Below are 18242 nucleotides of genomic sequence, written 5' to 3'. Positions count from 1 at the left end.
CTTGGCGGTAACTGCGCCTTTGGGTCCACGGGGAGACCAACTTCGCCCAGCGTTATGGCTTGGATGGCACGACAAATAAGAATGGTTATCATTATTACTTTGTAAATCCATCGTTGCCGCGAGGCTGCCCATGCAAGACGCCCAGACGCTCGATCTCCATGCCGTCGGCCATCTGTACCGGGGCCATCACCAGTGGCTGGTGAGATGGCTGCGCCGGCGGCTGGGTTGCCCACATCACGCTGACGACTTGGCACACGACACTTTCGCGCGTGTGCTCACGCGCCGAGAGGCGCTGTACCTGCAGCCCGGCGAGGGTGGCGGCAGGGCCTTGCTAAGCACGATCGCGCACGGGCTGATGGTGGATCACCTGCGGCGTGCAGCGCTGGAACGTGCATTTGCAGAGGCGCTGACGATGCTGCCCGAGCCACTGGCGCCGTCGGCAGAGGAACGCTTGATGCTGTTCGAGACGCTGCTGGAGGTGGACCGCCTGCTGGACGGCCTGCCGGTGAAGGTGCGGCAGGCCTTATTGCTATCGCAGGTGGATGGCTTGCCTTATGCGCAGATCGCCGCCGAGCTGGGCGTGTCCCTCAGTTCGGTGCAGCAGTACATGACGCGCGCGTTTTCGGCCTGCTATGCCGCCCGCCAGCACATGGAGCTGCAGTAGCCATGGGCCGCACTGCACCACGCACACCCGCAACGCCCGTGGCGACGGTGGATGTCGCGATCGCCTGGATGGTGAAGCTGCAATCGGGCGCAGCCACGCCACAAGACCACGAAGCCTGCCAGCGCTGGCAGCGCGAGCGGCTCGAGCATGCGCAAGCCTGGGCCACGCTCGACGACCTGAGCCGCCGCATCAAGGTACTGCCGAGTTCGCTGGCGCATGCCACGCTGGCCCAGCGGGAATCGGCCGCCGCCCAGCGCCCGCAGCGGCGCACGGTGCTCAAGGGCCTGCTGCTGGCGGGTGGCACGGGCGCCCTGGCGCTGGCTGCCCGCGACCAGGGCGGCTGGCGAGGGCTGGTGGCGCAGCATCACACGGAGGTGGGCGAACGCGCGCGCGTGGTCCTGGCCGACGGCAGCGTGCTGCATCTGAACACGGCCACGGCGGTGGATGAACTGTTTGATGCGCAATGGCGCTGCGTGCGCCTGCACCAGGGCGAGGTGATGGTGGTGTGCGAGCCAGACCTGCAATCCTTGCCGTCGCGGCCCTTTGTGGTGCGCACGGCCGAGGGTGAGGTGCGCTCGAAGGCAGGGCGCTTCCTGGTGCGCCAGCATGCGGAACACACCGGGGTGAAGGTGATGGAAGGCATGCTGGAGGTTCGTCCGCACGGGCGGCCAGGCGAAGCGGCGCCAGTGGTCCACCTGCAGGCGGGTCAGCAGTTGGTCTTTGAGACCACAGGGGCGCACCGCGCACAGCCCGTGGATACCAGCGCGGCGGCCTGGGTGGACGGCCTGCTGGTGGCGCAGAACATGCCGTTGGACGCGCTGGCCGCAGAGCTAGCGCGCTACCGGCGCGGCTGGCTGCGCTGCGCCGAGGCGGTGGCCGGCCTTCGCATCTCGGGCGTGTTCCCGGTGGACGACCTGGGCCGAGTCATCGCGGCGCTGGAACGCACGCTGCCGGTTCGGGCACGGTCGTATACGCCCCTTTGGGTGACGCTGGGTTCGCGCTAGTTTTGCGCCAACCAGGCCTCCGGCCCCTGCTTAAAGTTATTTTTGGGGCAAGCCTGCAGGTTTTTTCACCTCATTCGGTCAGTCATGAAAGCAACCACTTTCCATAGAAAGGTTTTCCATGACTGTTCGTATTGCCGGGGCCGATGCGGCCTCGATCAAAGGCCGGGCCGCCGGCCTCGCTTTGTGCGCCAGCCTGGCGCTGGCGCCCACGGGTGTGTTGGCTCAGGCGTCGGCTGCGTCTCCAGCCCCCAGCGGCACCCAGGCCGCCCGCGAATACACCATTGCCCCCGGCCCACTCGACGAGGCGCTCAACCGCTTTGCGCTCAGCGCGGGCGTGCTACTGTCTTTCGACCCCAAGCTGGCCGAGGGCCGCCAGAGCCCGGGCCTGAACGGCCGCTACACGGTCGACGAAGGCTTCAGCGCGCTGCTGGCAGGCTCCAATCTGAAGGCAGCGGCCCAGCCCGACGGCAGCTTCGCGCTGGAGGTTACTCCCGCGTCGTCGGCGTCCGCGCTGCCCACAGTGCTGGTGCAGGCACGCCGCGATGTGCTCACCACCCAGGGCACCGACAGCTATGGCGTGCAGGCCAGCAACGCAGCCACGCGCCTGCCACTGTCGCCGCGCGAAACGCCACAGTCGGTGAGTGTGGTCACGCGTGCGCAGATGGACGACTTCGGCCTGCTCAATGCCAACGAGGTGCTGGCCAATACCACCGGCGTGTCGGTGGACGTGGTGGAGACCGACCGCACCTACTTCACCTCGCGGGGCTTCGACATCTCGAACTTCCAGGTCGACGGCGTGGGCATGCCCTTCACCAACGGCGACCAGCTTGGCGACCTGGACACTGCGCTTTACGACCGCATCGAGGTGCTGCGCGGCGCCAACGGGCTGCTGTCGTCCACGGGCAACCCGGCGGCCACTGTGAACTACGTGCGCAAGCGCCCCACGGCCGACTTCCAGGCGGGGGCGGCGGCGTCGGTGGGTTCGTGGAACAAGCGGCGTATCGAAGGTGATGTGTCGGGCCCGCTGAACGAGGCGCGCACGCTGCGCGGCCGTGCCATCGTGGCGGCCCAGCAGAGCGATTCGTTCATGGACAACTACTCGCTCGACAAGACTGTGTTTGCCGGCTTGCTGGAGGTGGACCTGGGCCCTCGCACCGTGCTCACCGGCGGTGTGACGCGGCAGGCCAACCGGCCCGAGGGAACGGCCTGGGGCGGCCTGCCGTTGAACCACTCGGACGGCTCACCCACCGACTATCCGCACCGGACGGCTGCGGCGCCGCGTTGGTCGCACTGGGACAACACCGACACCACCACGTTCGTCGAGCTCTCGCACACGCTCGACAATGCCTGGACAGTCAAGGGCGTGGCCAGTGACCGCAAGCTGGAAGCCGACGGCAAGCTGTTCAGCATCTCGGGCGCACTGCCCGACCGCATCACGGGCGTCGGCACGGAAAGCTGGCTGTCCACCCAGGTGTCGGATGAAAAGCAGACGCTCTTCGACCTGCATGCAACAGGCCCCTTCACGCTCGGCGGGCGCCGCCATGAAGCGGTGGTGGGTGCCAACCACTCGAAGGTCCACAACCTGGCGTCGTACACGCGCGGCGAGAACAACAGCACCCCGGTGACGGCCCCCCACGGCTGGGGCAGCTATCCGGAGCCGGCGTTCAACGGTGCGACCGGCGAGGCCGATTTCATCAACCAGCGCGAAACGGTGTATGCCCTGACCCGTTTGAACCTGACCGACCCCTGGAAGCTGCTGCTGGGCCTGAACCACACCCGCATGGAAAGCGAGGGCCAGGGCTTCCGCGGCGTGCCGCGCGAGTACCGCGAAACCGAGACCGTGCCCTTCATCGGCACTGTGCTCGACGTGGACGCCCACCACTCGCTGTACGCCAGCTACACGAAGATCTTCAATCCGCAGACGCAGGTCGACGTCAACCAGGAACTGCTGGGGCCCATCAAGGGCAGCAACGTGGAAGCGGGCGTCAAGGGCGAGTGGTTCGACGGCGGCCTGAACGGCTCGTTCACCGTATTCCGCGCGCAGCAGGACAACACGGCCGAGTACGCCGGCTTCGACAGCTTTGCCTACTACCGCCGCGTGGACGCCACCTCCACCGGCTTCGAGCTGGACCTGGCCGGGCGCCTGGGCCGCCACTGGGAGCTCAGCGCCGGCTACACGCAGCTGCGCCTGGAAGACGGCGACGGAGCGAAGGCACGCACCTTCGTGCCACGCCGCACCTTCCGGCTGTCCACCCGTTACCAGGTACCGGCGCTGCCCCAGCTCAAGCTGGGCGCCACGCTGCGCTGGCAAAGCGACATCGAGCGCGTGAACGCCACCCAGACCGCGCCAGACGGTGCCGACATCGTCCGCCGCCAGGGCTCGTATGCCGTGCTCGGCCTCATGGCGCGCTATGACTTCAACGAGCACTTCAGCGCCCTGCTGACGGTGAACAACGCCACCAACAGGAAATACCTTTCCAGCCTCTACTGGGATCAGAGCCTGTATGGCGCGCCGCGCAACGCCCTGCTGTCGCTCAACTGGAAATACTGACGTGGCGAGCGCACAGCCACACCCGCTTGTGGAGGCCTTCGTTGCCCACCGGCCCCTGCTGCGGCGCGCGGCATGGCGGTGGGTGGGCGACCGCGACGTCGCGGATGACGTGATGCAGGACGCCTGCATGAAGCTGATGCAGTGCGGCGAGGGGGCCTGCGTGGGCCGGCCAGTGGCCTACTGCATGCGCGTGGTGCACCACCTGTGCATCGACCACCTGCGCCGGTGCCGCACCGAGCAGAACGTCTTCGCCGACGAAGCCGACGGCGAAGACGTGCAGGCCGCCACAGGCTCGCCCGAGCACGTGGCCATCGGCCGCCAGCACCTGCGTTGGGTGGAGCGCCGGCTGCGCACTCTGCCCTCGCGCACCCGTGAGGCCTTCACGCTGCACCGCGTCGACGGCCACACCCAGCAGGAGGTGGCGGACATGCTCGGCGTGTCGGTCACGTTGGTGAACTTCATGGTGCGCGACGCCATGGTGGCGCTCGCCGGCTGCCGCGAGTTGCTCAAGCCGTCCTGACCCGTCCTGTGCTGCAGGCCTTGTTTCGGTCACACATCGTAATGATTCTCATTAAATTTTTGGCATCCTGCTTCGTCATCAAGGGAAGGGCGGCGGTGAAGGTTGCAGCCGTCCCGCGCCCGCAACCCCATCCTGACGAAAGAAGGTAGCAACTATGGCTGGCAACATCCAACCGCCCCGCCGTCATGAGGTCTATGACTTCATCGGCATCGGCCTGGGGCCCTTCAACCTGAGTCTGGCCTGCCTGGTGGCCCCGCTGGCACAGGCCGCGGCACCCGTGCGGGCCTTGTTCCTGGAGCGGCACCGCGAGTTCAATTGGCACCCGGGCATGCTCATTGACAACACCACGCTGCAGAATCCCTGCCTGGCCGATCTGGTGAGCCTGGCCGACCCTACCAGCGAGTTCAGCTACCTCAACTACTGCAAGCACAGCGGCGAGATCTACTCGCACTACATCAACGGCCCGCTGTACATCCGCCGCGAAGCCTACAACCGCTATTGCCAGTGGGCGTCGCAGCGGCTCGACAACGTGCGCTTCGGGCACGAGGTGGTGAGCCTCTCGTATGAAGCGACCGAAGGCCTGTACCGCGTGCGTGCGCGCCAGGAAGACGGCGCGCATGCCGAATACACCTGCCGCAAGCTGGTGATCGGCGTGGGGGCCCAGCCCAGCCTGCCGGCCTGCTGCAAGGGCAGCACGCACCCTTACGTGCACACGGCGCGCTACCTGCAGCACAAGGAGGAACTGCTGACCCGCCAGTCCGTGACCATCGTGGGCAGCGGGCAGAGTGCCGCGGAGGTCTGCCACGACCTGCTCAAGGAGGCCGCCCACCGCGGCACCACGATCAACTGGATCACGCGCTCGCCCTACTTCTTCCAGATGGAGACCACCAAGCTCACGCTGGAGATGTTCTCGCCCGACTACACCGATTACTTCTACAGCCTGCCCGAAGCGCGCAAGCCCGAGGTACTGGCGCGTCAGGACAGCCTGTACAAGGGCATCAACGCCCAGTTGATGGACGACATCTACCACCAGCTCGAGGAAGGCCGGCGGCTCAAGCGCTTCCAGGCCCATCTGCTCACGCAGTCGGAGCTGCAGCACTGCCGCCACGATGCCGACCGCGGACTCCATGTGCTGTGCTTCGTGCGCACCGACACCGGTGCAGCCTTCGAGCACCGCACCGATGGCCTCATCTTCGCCACCGGCTACCGGCAGAAACCGCCAGCCTTCCTGGGCGGCATCGAGCACCGCCTGCGTTTCGACCTCGAGGGGCGCTACCAGCCCACCCGCAACCACGCGGTGGACGCCAACGGCAGCGAGGTCTACGTGCAGAACGCCGGCCTGCACAGCCATGGCCTGAGCAACCCGGAGCTCGGTCTGGCCTGCTACCGCAATTCCTGCCTGATCCGTGAGCTGACCGGCGTGGAGCACTACCGCATCGAGCCGGCGTTTGCGCTGCAGAGCTTCACCGTGCCGCGCTCGCCGCTGTTCACCCCCCTCCCGCAAGGCGACACATGTCTTTGAAATACGGATTGATCCTGATGACGGTGTTCGCTGTCATCAGCGATGCACTCCTCATCCCCTTTTATCCGCAGTTCTTCAGCGAACGCTACGGGCTGGACAGCCCCTTCCACGTGGGTGCCTATGTGGCGGCCATCTCCATCGTGGTGATGTGCGTCTTCCCGCTGTGGGTACGCGTGGCGCGCCGCATTGAGACACTGCACATCCTGCAGGTCACGCAGGGCATTGCGGCGGCGCTGTGCCTGGCGAGCTACTGGGCCCCCGGGGTGGCGAGCTACTGGGTGCTGTCGCTGTTGATGTTCGCTTTCAAGAGCAGCTACTTGCTGAACTTTCCCTACCTCATGCGGCTGGAGACCGACGACACACGAGCCGCCACCATCGGCGTGCTGTCGGTGACGGCGCACCTGGGCGTGATCCTGGGCGCGGTGGTGGGCGGCTCGGTGATCGACGGCTGGGGCGTGCGCCAGTGCGTGCTGCTGATGGCCGGCGCCGACCTGGTCCAGATGGCGATCTGCACCTACCTCATCCGCAGCCGCCGCATGGTGCACGTGCTCGGGCAGGACGCCCCCGAACGCACGGCGCCGCGCCGCTTCAGCTTTGCGGGCCACGCGCCCATCCTGAAGCTGGCCGTGATCATGCTGCTGTTCGATTTCGGCGCCGCCATCGTGCGCCCCTTCTTCTCGGTGTACTGGGCCCAGGCGGCTGCCTTTGGCGGCGAAACGGTAGCCGGTGCGGCGTTTGCGGTGCCCAAGATGGTGGCGGTGGCGGCCTTGCTCATCAATCGCTGGCTGGCGCTGTCGGAACACCATCCGGCGCGGCGCACGCTCGGCAACCTGCTGCTGGGCGCCGTGGGTCTGCTCCTGCAGGCCGCGCCCGACACGGCCACGCTGCTCATCGGCCGCGTGCTGTTCGGCTGGGCACTGTTCCAGCTCGTCATCAACTTCGACATCAAGCTCTACGCGCTGAGCACGCCCGACGACTTCGGCCGCGACTACGGCGTCATCAACATCTTCCAGAACACCGGCGTGCTGATCGCGTCCTTCACCGCCGGTTCGCTGGTGAGCGTGTACGGCCTGCAGGCCCCCTTCATCGTGGCCTGCGCCGGTTTTGTGCTGGCCGCCGCCCTGTGGCTGTGGAGTTTCCCGGCCACGCCGTCACGCACCCCCCTTCCCACCCAGGACACGGAGAAACCAGACCATGCACCAGTTGCTTGAAAAACCTGAGGTGGCGCCGCCCCCGCAGGACGACGGCCCGCAGGCCGGTCCCATCGCGTTCCGCCGCCTGCGCATCCCGGACGACATCCCAATGATCCACGGCTGGTTCCAGCACGAGCACGCGAAGTTCTGGTGCCTGCAGGGTGCATCGGTGGAGGCCGTGCGCACGCTGTATGAAGACCAGCTCGCCTGTTGCTTTCGCGATGTGCACATCGGCGTGATGGACGGCCGGCCTGTGGTGCTGGCCGAGTCCTATGACCCGCGCTTCGACCAGTTGGCCGATCACTACGAGGTGCAGGACGGCGACGTCGGCATGCACATCTGCGTGGCGCCGGCCGAGCGACCCCTGCGCGGCTTCACCCGCCGGATGTTCAAGGCCGTGATGGACCTGATGTTCGACGGCCTGCAGGCGAAGCGCGTCGTGGTCGAACCCGATGCGCACAACGAAAAGATCCACGTGCTGAACAAAGCCTTCGGCTTTGTCTACCAGCGCAATGTCCAGCTCAAGGAAAAAGTCGCCAGCCTTGCGCTGTGCACCCGCGCGGACTACCGGTCCGCCTTGCAACACCAGGAGAAATTGCCATGACTTCGATGCCCCCCGCCCCGGCCCACGTGGTCGACCACCTCACGCCCAAAGTCTGGCGCAAAGCCAACCGCCTGCTCGTGCGCAAGGCATTGTCGGAGTTCGCACACGAGCGCATCCTGGAACCGCAGCTCGACACGCAACGAAGCGCGCGCCACGAAGGACACTGCTGCTACACGCTGGCCACACCCGCCGGCGGCACGGTCTACCGCTTTGAGGCCCGGTTGATGGCCCTGCACCACTGGGCCATCGATGCCAGCTCCATCGATTGTGTGGTGGGCGGCGAGCCGCGCGAGCTGGATGCACTGCACTTTATGATCGACTTCAAGCAGGCGCTGGGCTTGCGGCCCGAGCAGTTGCCCATCTACCTCGACGAGATTTGCAGCACGCTCTACAGCAGCGCCTACAAGCACCTCAAGTCGGCCCCGGACAGCCGAGCACTGATCGACGCCGATTTCCAGGCAGTGGAGACCTCGATGATCGAGGGCCACCCCGCCTTCGTGGCCAACAACGGCCGGCTGGGCTTCGACGGCACGGACTACCGTGCCTATGCCCCTGAGGCTGCTGCGCCGTTCTCCATCGTCTGGCTGGCCGTGCACAAGGACCACGCCGCCTTTCACTGCGTGCCCGACCTCAGCTACGAGCAACTGCTGCGCGAAGAACTGGGCGAGGAGACGCTGTCGCGCTTTCATGCCGTGCTGACCGCGCAGGGGCTGGCCACCGACGACTACCTGGTGATGCCCGCCCACCCCTGGCAATGGGCGAACAAGCTCTCGGTGGCCTTTGCGCCCTATGTCGCACAACAGCGCATCGTCTTCCTGGGTACCAGCGCCGACCGCTACCTGGCCCAGCAATCGATCCGCACGATGTACAACATCAGCGAGCCGCACAAGCGCTACGTGAAGACCTCGCTGTCCATCTTGAACATGGGCTTCATGCGCGGCCTGTCGCCCTACTACATGTCGGGCACGCCCGCGATCAACCAGTGGATCAAGGACCTGATCGACCATGACACCGAGCTGCGCGCCAACGGTTTCACCATCCTGCGCGAAGTCGCCTCCATGGGTTTTCGCAACCACTACTACGAAGCCGCCATCGAGGCCGACAGCCCCTACAAGAAGATGTTCTCGGCCCTGTGGCGCGAGAACCCGCTGCCGTTGCTGAAGCCCGGCGAGCGGCTGATGACCATGGCCAGCCTGCTGCACACCGACCGCGACGGCCAGCCCCTGCTGCCCGTGCTCATCGAAGCCTCGGGCCTGTCGCCCACGGCCTGGCTGCATCGCTACCTGCAGACCTACCTCACCCCGCTGATCCACTGCTTCTATGCCCACGACCTGGTGTTTATGCCGCACGGCGAGAACCTCATCCTGGTGATGGACGGCCATGTGCCGGTGCGCGTGATCATGAAGGACATCGCCGAGGAAACGGCCCTGTTCAACCCGGACGTCGAACTGCCCGACAACATCCGGCGTCTGATCATGGACTTCCCTGACGAGCTCAAGACCCTGGCGGTCTTCATCGACATCTTCGACGGCTTCTTCCGCTACATGAACCAGATCCTGGTCGAGCATGGCGTGTGCACCGAGCACGACTTCTGGCGCGCTGTGGCCGACAACATCCGGGCCTACCAAGACGAACACCCACAATACCGCGACAAGTTCGCCCGCTACGACCTCTTCGCGCCATCCTTTGCGCAGTCGTGCCTGAACCGCCTGCAGATGGGCAACAACACCCAGATGATCAACCTGGCCGACCCGTCCGCCAACCTGAAGATCGTGGGCACGATGGCCAACCCTCTGGCCCCTTTTGCGCCGTCCGGGCCAGCCACGCCCCGCGCTGCGTCACAGCCCCTGGCCGAGGTGGCACCCTGACCCTCGAAGCCTTCTTTGCGCTGGCGCGGCAGGTGGTGCCCGCTTTGCACGGCTCGATCCACCGCGGGGCCAGCGCCGACCAGGCGGCCAGCGCCGCGCAGCTCGTGACCGCCCTGCAGGGTCAATACCCGGAGGCCGGCCGCGCCTACTGGGCGCTGCGCGCCTGGGGCCTGCTGGTCTGGCAACCGGCCTACGCCAGCGTGATCGCCGCCGAACTGGCCGAGGGCGTCCTGCCGCTGGCCGGCCTGCAACTGGATGTGGACACGGCTGAGGCCGACGTGAGCGGCTTTGCCGTTGCGGCGGGTCACTTCATCCCCTGCACAGCCGGCCCGCGCCGCCAACAGGCCGCCCGGCAACTCCAGCCTGTGACCAACGCGCTGCTGCGGGCCGTTCAGGCCCACTTGCCGCTGCACCCCAAGGCCGCACGGCGCCTGCTGGCCGACTGCGTGCTCGCCGCACTGCTGCGCATCCAGCGATGGACTCGCCACACCGGATACCCAGGCCTTCGTTTCAGCAATGCGGCCCTCATCGCCACAGGGGCGGACTGGCTGGGCCTGCTGGGCGCTGGCGGCGACAGCGGCTACCTCGTCTTCGACGCAGGGGGCGGCACGCCGCAACTGGCGCTCGATCGCCGGGTGTGCTGCCTAGACGACCGCCGCCACGGCGGCTCGCTGTGCGACACCTGCCCACGGTTGGCCCGCGCCGAGCGGCTGCGGCGGCTGCAGGCCGCATCGCTGGCCGATGCCCCTACTCATCAGAGCGCTGCATGAACGACCTCGTCAGACGTTCCCACCTGCTGCCCACCCAGCCCCAGTTGCCGGTCCAGGCCTACTTCGACGAGTGCGTGTTCCAGCGAGAAAAGGCCATGTTCGAGCGGTTGAGCTCGCGCTACGTGGGCCACCGCCAATGGGTGCCCGAGCCCGGCGACTGGCGCACCCTGGCGCACGAGGGCGGCGGCCGCGTGCTCGTGCATGGCCGCGAGGGGGTGGAACTGTTGTCCAACGTCTGCCGCCACCGGCAGGCGCTGATCCTGGGCGGCGAAGCGGGCGACGTGAGCACCCGCCGCACCCAGGGCCACCTGCCTGGCGGCGCGGACGGCCACATCGTCTGCCCCCTGCATCGCTGGACCTACCGCAACAACGGCGAACTGGTGGGCGCCCCGCACTTTGCGCAGCAACCCTGCGCCAACCTGCAACGGTTTGCGCTGAAAGAGTGCCACGGCGCCCTGTTCGAGGGCCCGCGCGACCCTGCGCGCGACATGGCCAGCCTGTTCCAGCGGCCCGAGTTCGACTTCTCCGGCTACGTGCTCGATCGCATCGAGACCCATGTATGCCGCTACAACTGGAAGACTTTCATCGAGGTCTACCTGGAGGACTACCACGTCGGCCCCTTCCACCCGGGCCTGGGCAACTTCGTGACCTGCGACGACCTCGAGTGGGCGTTTGCCGACAGCTTCAGCGTGCAGCGCGTGGGCGTGCACCATGCCCTCGAATCGCCCGGCTCCAAGGTCTACCAGGCCTGGCACGACCGCCTGCTGGCCTACCGCGAAGGCCGCCCGCCCCCCTTTGGCGCCATCTGGGTGACCTACTTCCCCACCCACATGATCGAGCTCTACCCCCACGCCCTGGTGCTGTCCACCCTGCACCCCCAGGGCCCACAGGAAACGCTCAACGTCACCGAGTTCTACTACCCCGAAGACATCGTCGCCTTCGACCGCGAATTCGTACAAGCCCATCAGGCCGCCTACAAGGAAACCGTGGTGGAAGACGACGAAATCGCCGAACGCATGGACGCCGGCCGCCTGACCCTGCTGCGACGGGGCACATCCGAGGTGGGGCCGTACCAGTCGCCGATGGAAGACGGCATGCGGCACTTCCACGGGTGGTATCGGCTGGCCATGGAGGGCTCATCCATCCATGACCCGTCACCTGGCGTCCGTCTTTCCGGCCCCTTCGGCGGGGAGCCTGCCTAACACCACCAGCGATTGGCGCAGGTCGATCATGCGGTCCAGAAGGGCACGAAAGAATTCGTCAGTAGCACGTACTTGCGCGAACCACCGCCCTGGCCATAGGGGCCGGCCCACATGTCGTAGCCAGCCTTGCTGGAAATGATCAGCTCGTCGCGGTAAGGCTTGAAGTCGCGGCACAGGTGTTCACCAAAGTTGGTTTCGGCGCTGCCGTAGGGCGGGCCGTAGTTGTTAGCCAGATCGAAGTGTGTGATGCCCAGGTCAAAGGCGGTGCGCAGCATGGCAGCTTGAGACCGCTTTTGCCCACGTGGCGGTAGGGCATGTGGTCGTAGCGGTGGGGATGGGCGGTGTACATGTGTTGTGTCTCCTTGGAATGCGCAAAGGGACACTCTACTCAGTAGCTTCACGCTAACCGAAGCGGTGCCGCGCAAAACGGGTCTTTGCGACATCTTCTGTGTCGCATAAGATGTATTGCGACAGTTTTTTGTCGCAATACACCCGCGATCTCAACGGAGCCCACCGCATGCAACGCGTCACCCAAGAGCTGGACAGGCTGGTCGAACTCATCGGCACCGAACCCGACGGCGTGGGTATTGATGCCATCGAGGAGAAGCTGGGAGACCAACAGTACCATCGCCGCACCTTGCAGCGACGCCTCGCCTTGTTGGTGGAACAACAACGCATCGAAATGCTGGGGGAGCGCCGAACCGCGCGCTACCGCCGCCGGCCTCCGGCGGCCGGCCGTGCCGAGGGTGCAGCGCAGCCTCTGCGACAGACCTCACCGCAGGACGAAATGCCCGTTTCCGCGGCAGGGGCCGAAATCCGCGCCTACGTCACCCAGCCACGCCATTTGCGCAGCCCGGCGGGCTATCGGCAGACGTTCCTGGAGCAATACCACCCCAATCACACGGCCTACCTGCCGCTTGACTTGCGCGAACAGTTGCACGCCCTGGGCCGCTCGCCAGCACAGCAGACGCCAGCTGGCACCTTCGCCAGGGACATCCTCAACCGGCTGCTGATCGACCTGTCCTGGGCCTCGTCGCACCTGGAGGGCAACACCTACAGCCGCCTGGACACCGAGCGCTTGATCGAGTTTGGCCAAGCGGCGGAAGGCAAGGATGCGGCGGAAACGCAGATGATCCTGAACCACAAGCAGGCCATCGAGTACCTGGTGCTCAGCCCCAACAACGCCCGCGTGCAGACCGACACTCTGATCGCGCTGCACGCCTTCCTGTCGGACGGCCTGATGGCCGACCCCACTGCGGTGGGCCGCGTCCGCCGCCGCGCCGTGGAAATCGGGGGCAGCGTGTATTTGCCCATGGCCCTGCCCCAGCGGCTGGAGGAGCTGCTGGGCATCGTGGTGCAAATGGCTGCAGAGATCGCTGACCCATTCGAGCAGGCCTTCTTTTTGATGGTGCACTTGCCCTACCTGCAGCCCTTCGAGGACGTGAACAAGCGCGTCTCACGGCTGGCGGCCAACATCCCGTTCATCCGACACAACCTCTGCCCGCTGTCCTTCATCGACGTGCCGCAGCAGGCCTATGTGAACGCGATACTGGGCGTGTACGAACTCAACCGCGTGGAGCTGCTGCGCGACGTGTTCGTGTGGGCCTATGAACGCTCGTGCCAGCAATATGTGGCGATCCAGCAGACCCTGGTACCCCCAGACATCTTCCGGCTGCGCCACCGGCACGCACTGGCCGAGGTGATCGCCGCCATCGTGCGCCAAGGTGACGCCGCCACCGAACAGGCCGTGAAGGACAAGATCCCAGCCTCGGTACCCCCGGCCGAGCACGCGCACTTCACCACGCTGGTGCTGGCTGAATTCGCGTCGCTGCACGCGGGGAATGCGGTGCGGTTTGGGATTCGACCGCTGGAGTTTTCTGCTTGGCAGGGGCGGCAATTGGAAGGCGGTGCGTCGGGTTCCGAGCCAAGCGGCTGGCCGCCGACGGGCAGCTTGGGACGGCCGCGCGTGTCAACCTAGAAATGGCAGTTGCACAGGTCCGAGTGGGCTGTCAGGGGGTGGGCTGGCTGGCAAGGCGCGACGACGCAGTGGGCTCCTGCCCGCAAGGAGGAGCAACGCAGCCAGCGCGCTCCCTGGCGGCTCAATCGGGCCTGTAGCGCCCTCACCCATTTGGTGAAGCACTTCGTGGCCAAGAATCTCAATGTTCACGGGCATTTCCAGCGGAAACAGCGCGATCAACTGCCGTTTCTAGAGTCAAGGGTATGAATGAAATCCTGCGCTTGCTGGACCGGCACACCGGGGGTTGACACGCGTGGCCGCGGTCATTCAACTTGGACGAGCCCGTTTCGGCCAGGAGCAGTCGGTGAGCCAAAGAGAAAGCAGTCGATCAGCGGCCTAGCCCTTGCGATGCATTGGCAGTCGCGCAGGCTCAAAGCTGTGGTTGTTGGGCAAGGTGCACCCGACGTGGGTCCATTCGCCCTCCACCCAGGCAAACATCTGGGCGGAAACAAGCTCCTTTGTGCCGGGCCAGTCGTTGCCGGCAGGTAGTCGACGCGCCAGCAAGAGGGGACTCACGGCCGCGTACTTGCCAGCGAAATGCAGGGCCAAGCGAAGACGCCTGCGCCGCAAGGCGAACAAAGACGTAGGCCTTTCCCATCCCCAGCGAGGGGAGGGTTTCAGCCTGGCGTTGTTGTACTCAAGCACGATGGCGCGCACGAGCGCGGACCGCATCTCCTCTTGTGACATCAGCGCCAGCGGCCTTCGCAGGCGGCGTTTGCGGACTTCTTTCATGTCTTCAATGTGTGTCTGTCCTCACTTTTGCGCTGGAAGGACTCCGAGCCTGTCCACTCCCGGAAGTCGTCGGTATTCGCCACCAGAACTGGTCTATACGCACTCTGCTGCTGCGGCACAATTTCGCTTCGATGTTTTAGCCGTTGCGAGAGATCCAGCCGCTTATAAAAGCGGTCGCGAAGACTACGACGATGACCAGACCAATTGCTTTTGCAATGCGCATTCCTGATGGAGGAGGTGATTTGCCAATTGGTGCCTGAAGCGGGCCGGTCGTGCTGACGACTGCGGCAGGGTGGTACTGCCGAAGTAGTTGCGAACCAGCTGGAGTGCCGACTTGAATAAGTTCTCTGCTTGAGCATGCTGCACATGCAGCGTTCCTCTTTGTTCGCCTCCAGATTGAATAGATGAGGCCGGGAACGATGTAGCAGAGCCAAAGCACCAGCTCGATCCAGCCACTTCCTGGAAGCGCGTCACCGGTGTCGTTCAAGGTGCCGCACTGCTTGCAGATCTTCGCGTATCGGGGAATGGAGGTATTTGTGCTGGACATAATCTGCTCAGAAGTTAAGGAGAGGTCTGACGTTTGAGATGAGACGCGCGACCCGGCTTGCCAGGGGCACGTCCTCTCTGATTGAAGGATCGGGCCGCACAGCGCGGCCCCTCAGAATTCTTCAAAAGGTGTCCTTGGTGCCGGATAGACATGTTTGTCAAAGATAAACACTCGGCCTTCTCGACTCCCAGTTACGTCGCGTTCATCTGTTTCTGCGTAGTTCACGTCTCTGCATCCGTGGTAGGCCGAAATCTCGACGTTGTAGTACACCGTCACCGAGTCGGGATACAAGTCGATGCTTTCCAAAGTTATCTCGTCGACTTGGGATCGGTCATCGTGTGAATTTGCGGATTGGTCTAGCGCGTCCGTGTATTCGTCAATATTGTCTTTGAAGTACTTTTCAAAGTCGTCCTCGTCGACCCAATCTGGGATCTCGAATCGAATCTTCTCCGTCATATCGACCCTTCGCGGTTGGTTGTAGTGCGACCTTACGAACAGCGTTTATCAGCCGCGAAACGACGTGTGAATCAAACATGGGACTCCCTTTGCGGCTGATAAACCTTGCGGAACCGAACCGCGCGAGGTGGCGGCGTGCTTTTTGAATGGGCAGTGTAAGTTTCAACCGCCGACTCGGACGATGGGAGAGTCCGACTGACAGGCCCGTTGTGTGCTGCCCATCACGCTGGTGCGACCTCCTGGGGGATCATGGGAGCTTTGCTAGGAGGCTTCGACGGCACTGATCGTGTGCGCACACAGGCTCCACCGGCGCGCACGATGGCCCAGAGCCTGCGCCGCGCGGTGACTTCCTGCCCTTCATCAATGCCTAATGCCACACCGCACTCATGGTGACGCTCGACAGAACAGAGGCACGATTTGGCGCGATCACTGCCTTCGGTAGCAATAGCTGCACCGGCCGCAGCCGTCCCATTCGGCAGTGGGGACATGTGTCGATCTCCAGCGCCGCCACGCGACGCATGAAGGCATGGCCTCCTCGGGGGCGGCGGCTGGGGCATCTCCAACTGCGCTTTGTTTGCAATGACCGGTTCGGGGTTCGGAGCTAGATACCCGCTCAGGGTCGATACGAGTCTTTCAAGCTGACCACGACGACCTGACGCAACAGCACGGCATGCAGGTTGACTTCTGTGGGCACGCCAACACCTCGCCCGGTCTGAGCTGGGGTGAAGGGCGAAGCGAAGTCAAGGAGGAGACGACCGCAGGCCGTCGGGGGACATGAGCGCAGTCCTGCGCCCCAGCTCAGACCCGCCACACAAGCAGCCAAACAAAGGCCTCGCCACGCCAAAGCGCAACGAGGCCAGAAGTGTCTGAGACCAGTGCCATGCAGAACCGGCTTGGCCGGGCCGCCAGTGGCACCCCCTCCTGGAAGGCGCGCAGTGGGTTCAACTTTTCCGGAGCGCAATGACGCCATCCAGGGCATCCGTGGAACCGGCTTTGCCGGGCCACAGGGTGCGTCCCCCCTCCAAGCGCCTAAAGGCGCGCCAGAGAGGGGGGAAGCCGCGTCAGCGGCGCAGGGGGGAGTCGTTACCTTGCCGTCGGCATCACAAACTCGGCGCCTTTGCCGATGGATTCGGGCCAGCGCTGCATGATGCTTTTCTGCTTTGTATAGAAGCGCACGCCTTCTTCGCCGTAGGCGTGCATGTCGCCAAACAAGCTCTTCTTCCAGCCGCCAAAACCGTGCCAGGCCATGGGCACGGGGATGGGCACGTTGATGCCAACCATGCCCACCTGAATGCGGCGTGCGAATTCGCGGGCCACGTTGCCGTCGCGGGTGAAGCAGCTCACGCCGTTGCCGAACTCGTGGTCGTTGATGATCTGCACGGCCTTGGCGAAGTCGGGCACGCGCACGCAGCTCAACACCGGGCCAAAGATCTCTTCCTTGTAGATCTTCATGTCGGTGGTCACGTGATCGAACAGCGTGCCGCCCATCCAGAAGCCCTGGCCGCAGCCGTCGCCGGCTTTTGAACCGTCGAAGCCGCGGCCATCCACCAGCATCTTCGCGCCCTCTTTTTCGCCGGCCTCGATGTAACCGGTGATGCGCTGGTGCGCGGCGGCGGTGACGATGGGCCCCATTTCGGCCGCAAGGTTGGTGCCGTTGAGCACCTTCAAGGTTTTGGTGCGCTCCACCAGCATCGGCATGATGCGGTCGGCCACGTCGCCCACCAGCACCGCCACGGAAATGGCCATGCAGCGCTCGCCGGCGCTGCCGTAGGCCGAGCCGATCAACGCATCCACCGCCTGGTCCAGGTCGGCGTCGGGCATGACCACCATGTGGTTCTTGGCTCCGCCCAGGGCCTGCACGCGTTTGCCGTGGTGGGCGCCGGTCTCGTAGATGTAGTTGGCGATGGGGGTGGAGCCCACGAAGCTGATGGCTTTCACGTCCGGGTGCACCAGCAGCGCGTCAACCGCTTCCTTGTCGCCCTGCACCACGTTGAACACGCCGTTGGGCAGGCCGGCCTGCTGCAGCAGTTCGGCCATGAACAGGCTGGCGCTGGGGTCGATGGGGCTGGGCTTGAGCACGAAGGTGTTGCCGGCGGCAATGGCCACCGGGAACATCCACATGGGCACCATCACGGGGAAGTTGAACGGCGTGATTCCGGCCACCACGCCCAGGGGCTGGCGCAGGGTCCAGTTGTCCATGCCGGTGGAGACCTGGTCGGTGAAATCGCCCTTGAGCAGTTGCGGGATGCCGCAGGAGAATTCGATGATGTCGATGCCGCGCGAGACCTCGCCCTGCGCGTCGGTGAACACCTTGCCGTGTTCGGCGGTGATCATGCGGGCCAGGTCGTCCTTGTGCTGGTTCACCAGTTCCAGGAACTTGAACATCACGCGCGCGCGGCGCAGGGGCGGTGTGTCGGCCCAGGCAGGGAAGGCGGCCTGGGCGGCGGCAACGGCGGCGGCCACGTCGGCCCCGCTGGCCAGCGCCACGCGGCCGGTGACGGCACCGGTGGCGGGGTTGAACACGTCTTGAGCGCGGGTGCTGGTGCCGGTGTGGCGCTCGCCCTGGATGAAGTGGCCGATGGCGGTGGTCAT

General features: G+C 65.2%; 14 protein-coding genes and 1 pseudogene. 11 read left to right on the top strand and 4 right to left on the bottom strand.

The genetic code is table 11. The features are described 5' to 3' along the window. Positions 1-130 precede the first annotated feature (130 nt). The 10 genes from J2W49_RS18100 to J2W49_RS18055 all read left to right on the top strand — a co-directional run bounded on the left by J2W49_RS18100 (position 131) and on the right by J2W49_RS18055 (position 11898). Positions 131-664: a sigma-70 family RNA polymerase sigma factor gene (locus J2W49_RS18100; RefSeq protein ID WP_310319481.1), complete on the top strand. Its 534-nt coding sequence runs from the start codon at positions 131-133 to the stop codon at positions 662-664. A gap of 2 nt (positions 665-666) precedes the next feature. Continuing rightward, entirely contained in the window at positions 667-1668 is a 1002-nt protein-coding gene (locus J2W49_RS18095) for a FecR domain-containing protein (RefSeq protein WP_310319477.1), read from the top strand. 118 nt (positions 1669-1786) lie between these two features. Further along, positions 1787-4219: a TonB-dependent siderophore receptor gene (locus J2W49_RS18090; RefSeq protein WP_310319474.1), complete on the top strand. Its 2433-nt coding sequence runs from the start codon at positions 1787-1789 to the stop codon at positions 4217-4219. Position 4220: 1 nt separating this feature from the next. Next, positions 4221-4739, top strand: a complete 519-nt coding sequence (locus J2W49_RS18085; protein ID WP_310319471.1) for a sigma-70 family RNA polymerase sigma factor — start codon at positions 4221-4223, stop codon at positions 4737-4739. 154 nt (positions 4740-4893) lie between these two features. Further along, entirely contained in the window at positions 4894-6261 is a 1368-nt protein-coding gene (locus J2W49_RS18080) for a lysine N(6)-hydroxylase/L-ornithine N(5)-oxygenase family protein (RefSeq protein ID WP_310319469.1), read from the top strand. After that, on the top strand, positions 6252-7472 hold the full coding sequence (locus J2W49_RS18075) for an MFS transporter (RefSeq protein ID WP_310319465.1): 1221 nt from the start codon (positions 6252-6254) through the stop codon (positions 7470-7472). Before J2W49_RS18080 ends, J2W49_RS18075 begins: the two co-directional genes overlap by 10 nt. Continuing rightward, complete coding sequence (locus J2W49_RS18070; protein ID WP_310319461.1) at positions 7456-8058, top strand: GNAT family N-acetyltransferase; 603 nt, start codon at positions 7456-7458, stop codon at positions 8056-8058. The genes J2W49_RS18075 and J2W49_RS18070 overlap by 17 nt, the downstream gene beginning before the upstream one ends. Then, positions 8055-9926 (top strand): IucA/IucC family protein, encoded by a 1872-nt coding sequence (locus J2W49_RS18065; RefSeq protein ID WP_310319458.1) that lies wholly within the window; start codon positions 8055-8057, stop codon positions 9924-9926. Before J2W49_RS18070 ends, J2W49_RS18065 begins: the two co-directional genes overlap by 4 nt. A 35-nt stretch (positions 9927-9961) precedes the next feature. Beyond that, the gene (locus J2W49_RS18060) at positions 9962-10696 is read left to right on the top strand and encodes a (2Fe-2S)-binding protein (RefSeq protein ID WP_310319455.1); all 735 of its coding nucleotides are present in this window, start codon (positions 9962-9964) and stop codon (positions 10694-10696) included. Further along, positions 10693-11898 carry an aromatic ring-hydroxylating oxygenase subunit alpha gene (locus J2W49_RS18055; RefSeq protein WP_310319452.1) on the top strand — a complete coding sequence of 402 codons (1206 nt, stop codon included), beginning with the start codon at positions 10693-10695 and terminating at the stop codon, positions 11896-11898. The genes J2W49_RS18060 and J2W49_RS18055 overlap by 4 nt, the downstream gene beginning before the upstream one ends. Before the next feature lie 62 nt (positions 11899-11960). On the opposite strand, the pseudogene J2W49_RS18050 reads toward J2W49_RS18055, so the two are convergent. Further along, positions 11961-12247 (bottom strand): annotated as a pseudogene (locus J2W49_RS18050) (aldo/keto reductase); the annotation flags it as partial. 168 nt (positions 12248-12415) lie between these two features. Between J2W49_RS18050 and J2W49_RS18045 the strand changes: the two are divergent. Continuing rightward, positions 12416-13876, top strand: a complete 1461-nt coding sequence (locus J2W49_RS18045) for a Fic family protein (protein ID WP_310319448.1) — start codon at positions 12416-12418, stop codon at positions 13874-13876. Between the two features lie 375 nt (positions 13877-14251). Here J2W49_RS18045 and J2W49_RS18040 read toward each other — a convergent pair whose 3' ends face one another. The 3 genes from J2W49_RS18040 to J2W49_RS18030 all read right to left on the bottom strand — a co-directional run bounded on the left by J2W49_RS18040 (position 14252) and on the right by J2W49_RS18030 (position 18242). Continuing rightward, positions 14252-14647, bottom strand: coding sequence for a hypothetical protein (locus tag J2W49_RS18040; RefSeq protein ID WP_310319446.1), 396 nt, complete (start codon positions 14645-14647; stop codon positions 14252-14254). Between the two features lie 658 nt (positions 14648-15305). Beyond that, entirely contained in the window at positions 15306-15650 is a 345-nt protein-coding gene (locus J2W49_RS18035; RefSeq protein ID WP_310319443.1) for a hypothetical protein, read from the bottom strand. 1083 nt (positions 15651-16733) lie between these two features. Then, positions 16734-18242, bottom strand: coding sequence for a CoA-acylating methylmalonate-semialdehyde dehydrogenase (locus J2W49_RS18030; RefSeq protein ID WP_310319440.1), 1509 nt, complete (start codon positions 18240-18242; stop codon positions 16734-16736).

Origin of the sequence: Hydrogenophaga palleronii (assembly GCF_031457455.1) — a bacterium.
GTDB lineage: Bacteria > Pseudomonadota > Gammaproteobacteria > Burkholderiales > Burkholderiaceae_C > Hydrogenophaga > Hydrogenophaga palleronii_A.
The sequence above is the reverse complement of the archived record's forward strand: the minus strand, read 5'-3'. Positions and strand labels throughout refer to the sequence as shown.

Coding starts and splice junctions, on each gene's coding strand:
- J2W49_RS18040 (WP_310319446.1), bottom strand. CDS start 14,647: ATGAAAGAAGTCCGCAAACGCCGCCTGCGAAGGCCGCTGGCGCTGATG.
- J2W49_RS18075 (WP_310319465.1), top strand. CDS start 6,252: ATGTCTTTGAAATACGGATTGATCCTGATGACGGTGTTCGCTGTCATC.
- J2W49_RS18080 (WP_310319469.1), top strand. CDS start 4,894: ATGGCTGGCAACATCCAACCGCCCCGCCGTCATGAGGTCTATGACTTC.
- J2W49_RS18035 (WP_310319443.1), bottom strand. CDS start 15,650: ATGACGGAGAAGATTCGATTCGAGATCCCAGATTGGGTCGACGAGGAC.
- J2W49_RS18070 (WP_310319461.1), top strand. CDS start 7,456: ATGCACCAGTTGCTTGAAAAACCTGAGGTGGCGCCGCCCCCGCAGGAC.
- J2W49_RS18065 (WP_310319458.1), top strand. CDS start 8,055: ATGACTTCGATGCCCCCCGCCCCGGCCCACGTGGTCGACCACCTCACG.
- J2W49_RS18095 (WP_310319477.1), top strand. CDS start 667: ATGGGCCGCACTGCACCACGCACACCCGCAACGCCCGTGGCGACGGTG.
- J2W49_RS18045 (WP_310319448.1), top strand. CDS start 12,416: ATGCAACGCGTCACCCAAGAGCTGGACAGGCTGGTCGAACTCATCGGC.
- J2W49_RS18030 (WP_310319440.1), bottom strand. CDS start 18,242: ATGACCACCGCCATCGGCCACTTCATCCAGGGCGAGCGCCACACCGGC.
- J2W49_RS18090 (WP_310319474.1), top strand. CDS start 1,787: ATGACTGTTCGTATTGCCGGGGCCGATGCGGCCTCGATCAAAGGCCGG.
- J2W49_RS18100 (WP_310319481.1), top strand. CDS start 131: ATGCAAGACGCCCAGACGCTCGATCTCCATGCCGTCGGCCATCTGTAC.
- J2W49_RS18055 (WP_310319452.1), top strand. CDS start 10,693: ATGAACGACCTCGTCAGACGTTCCCACCTGCTGCCCACCCAGCCCCAG.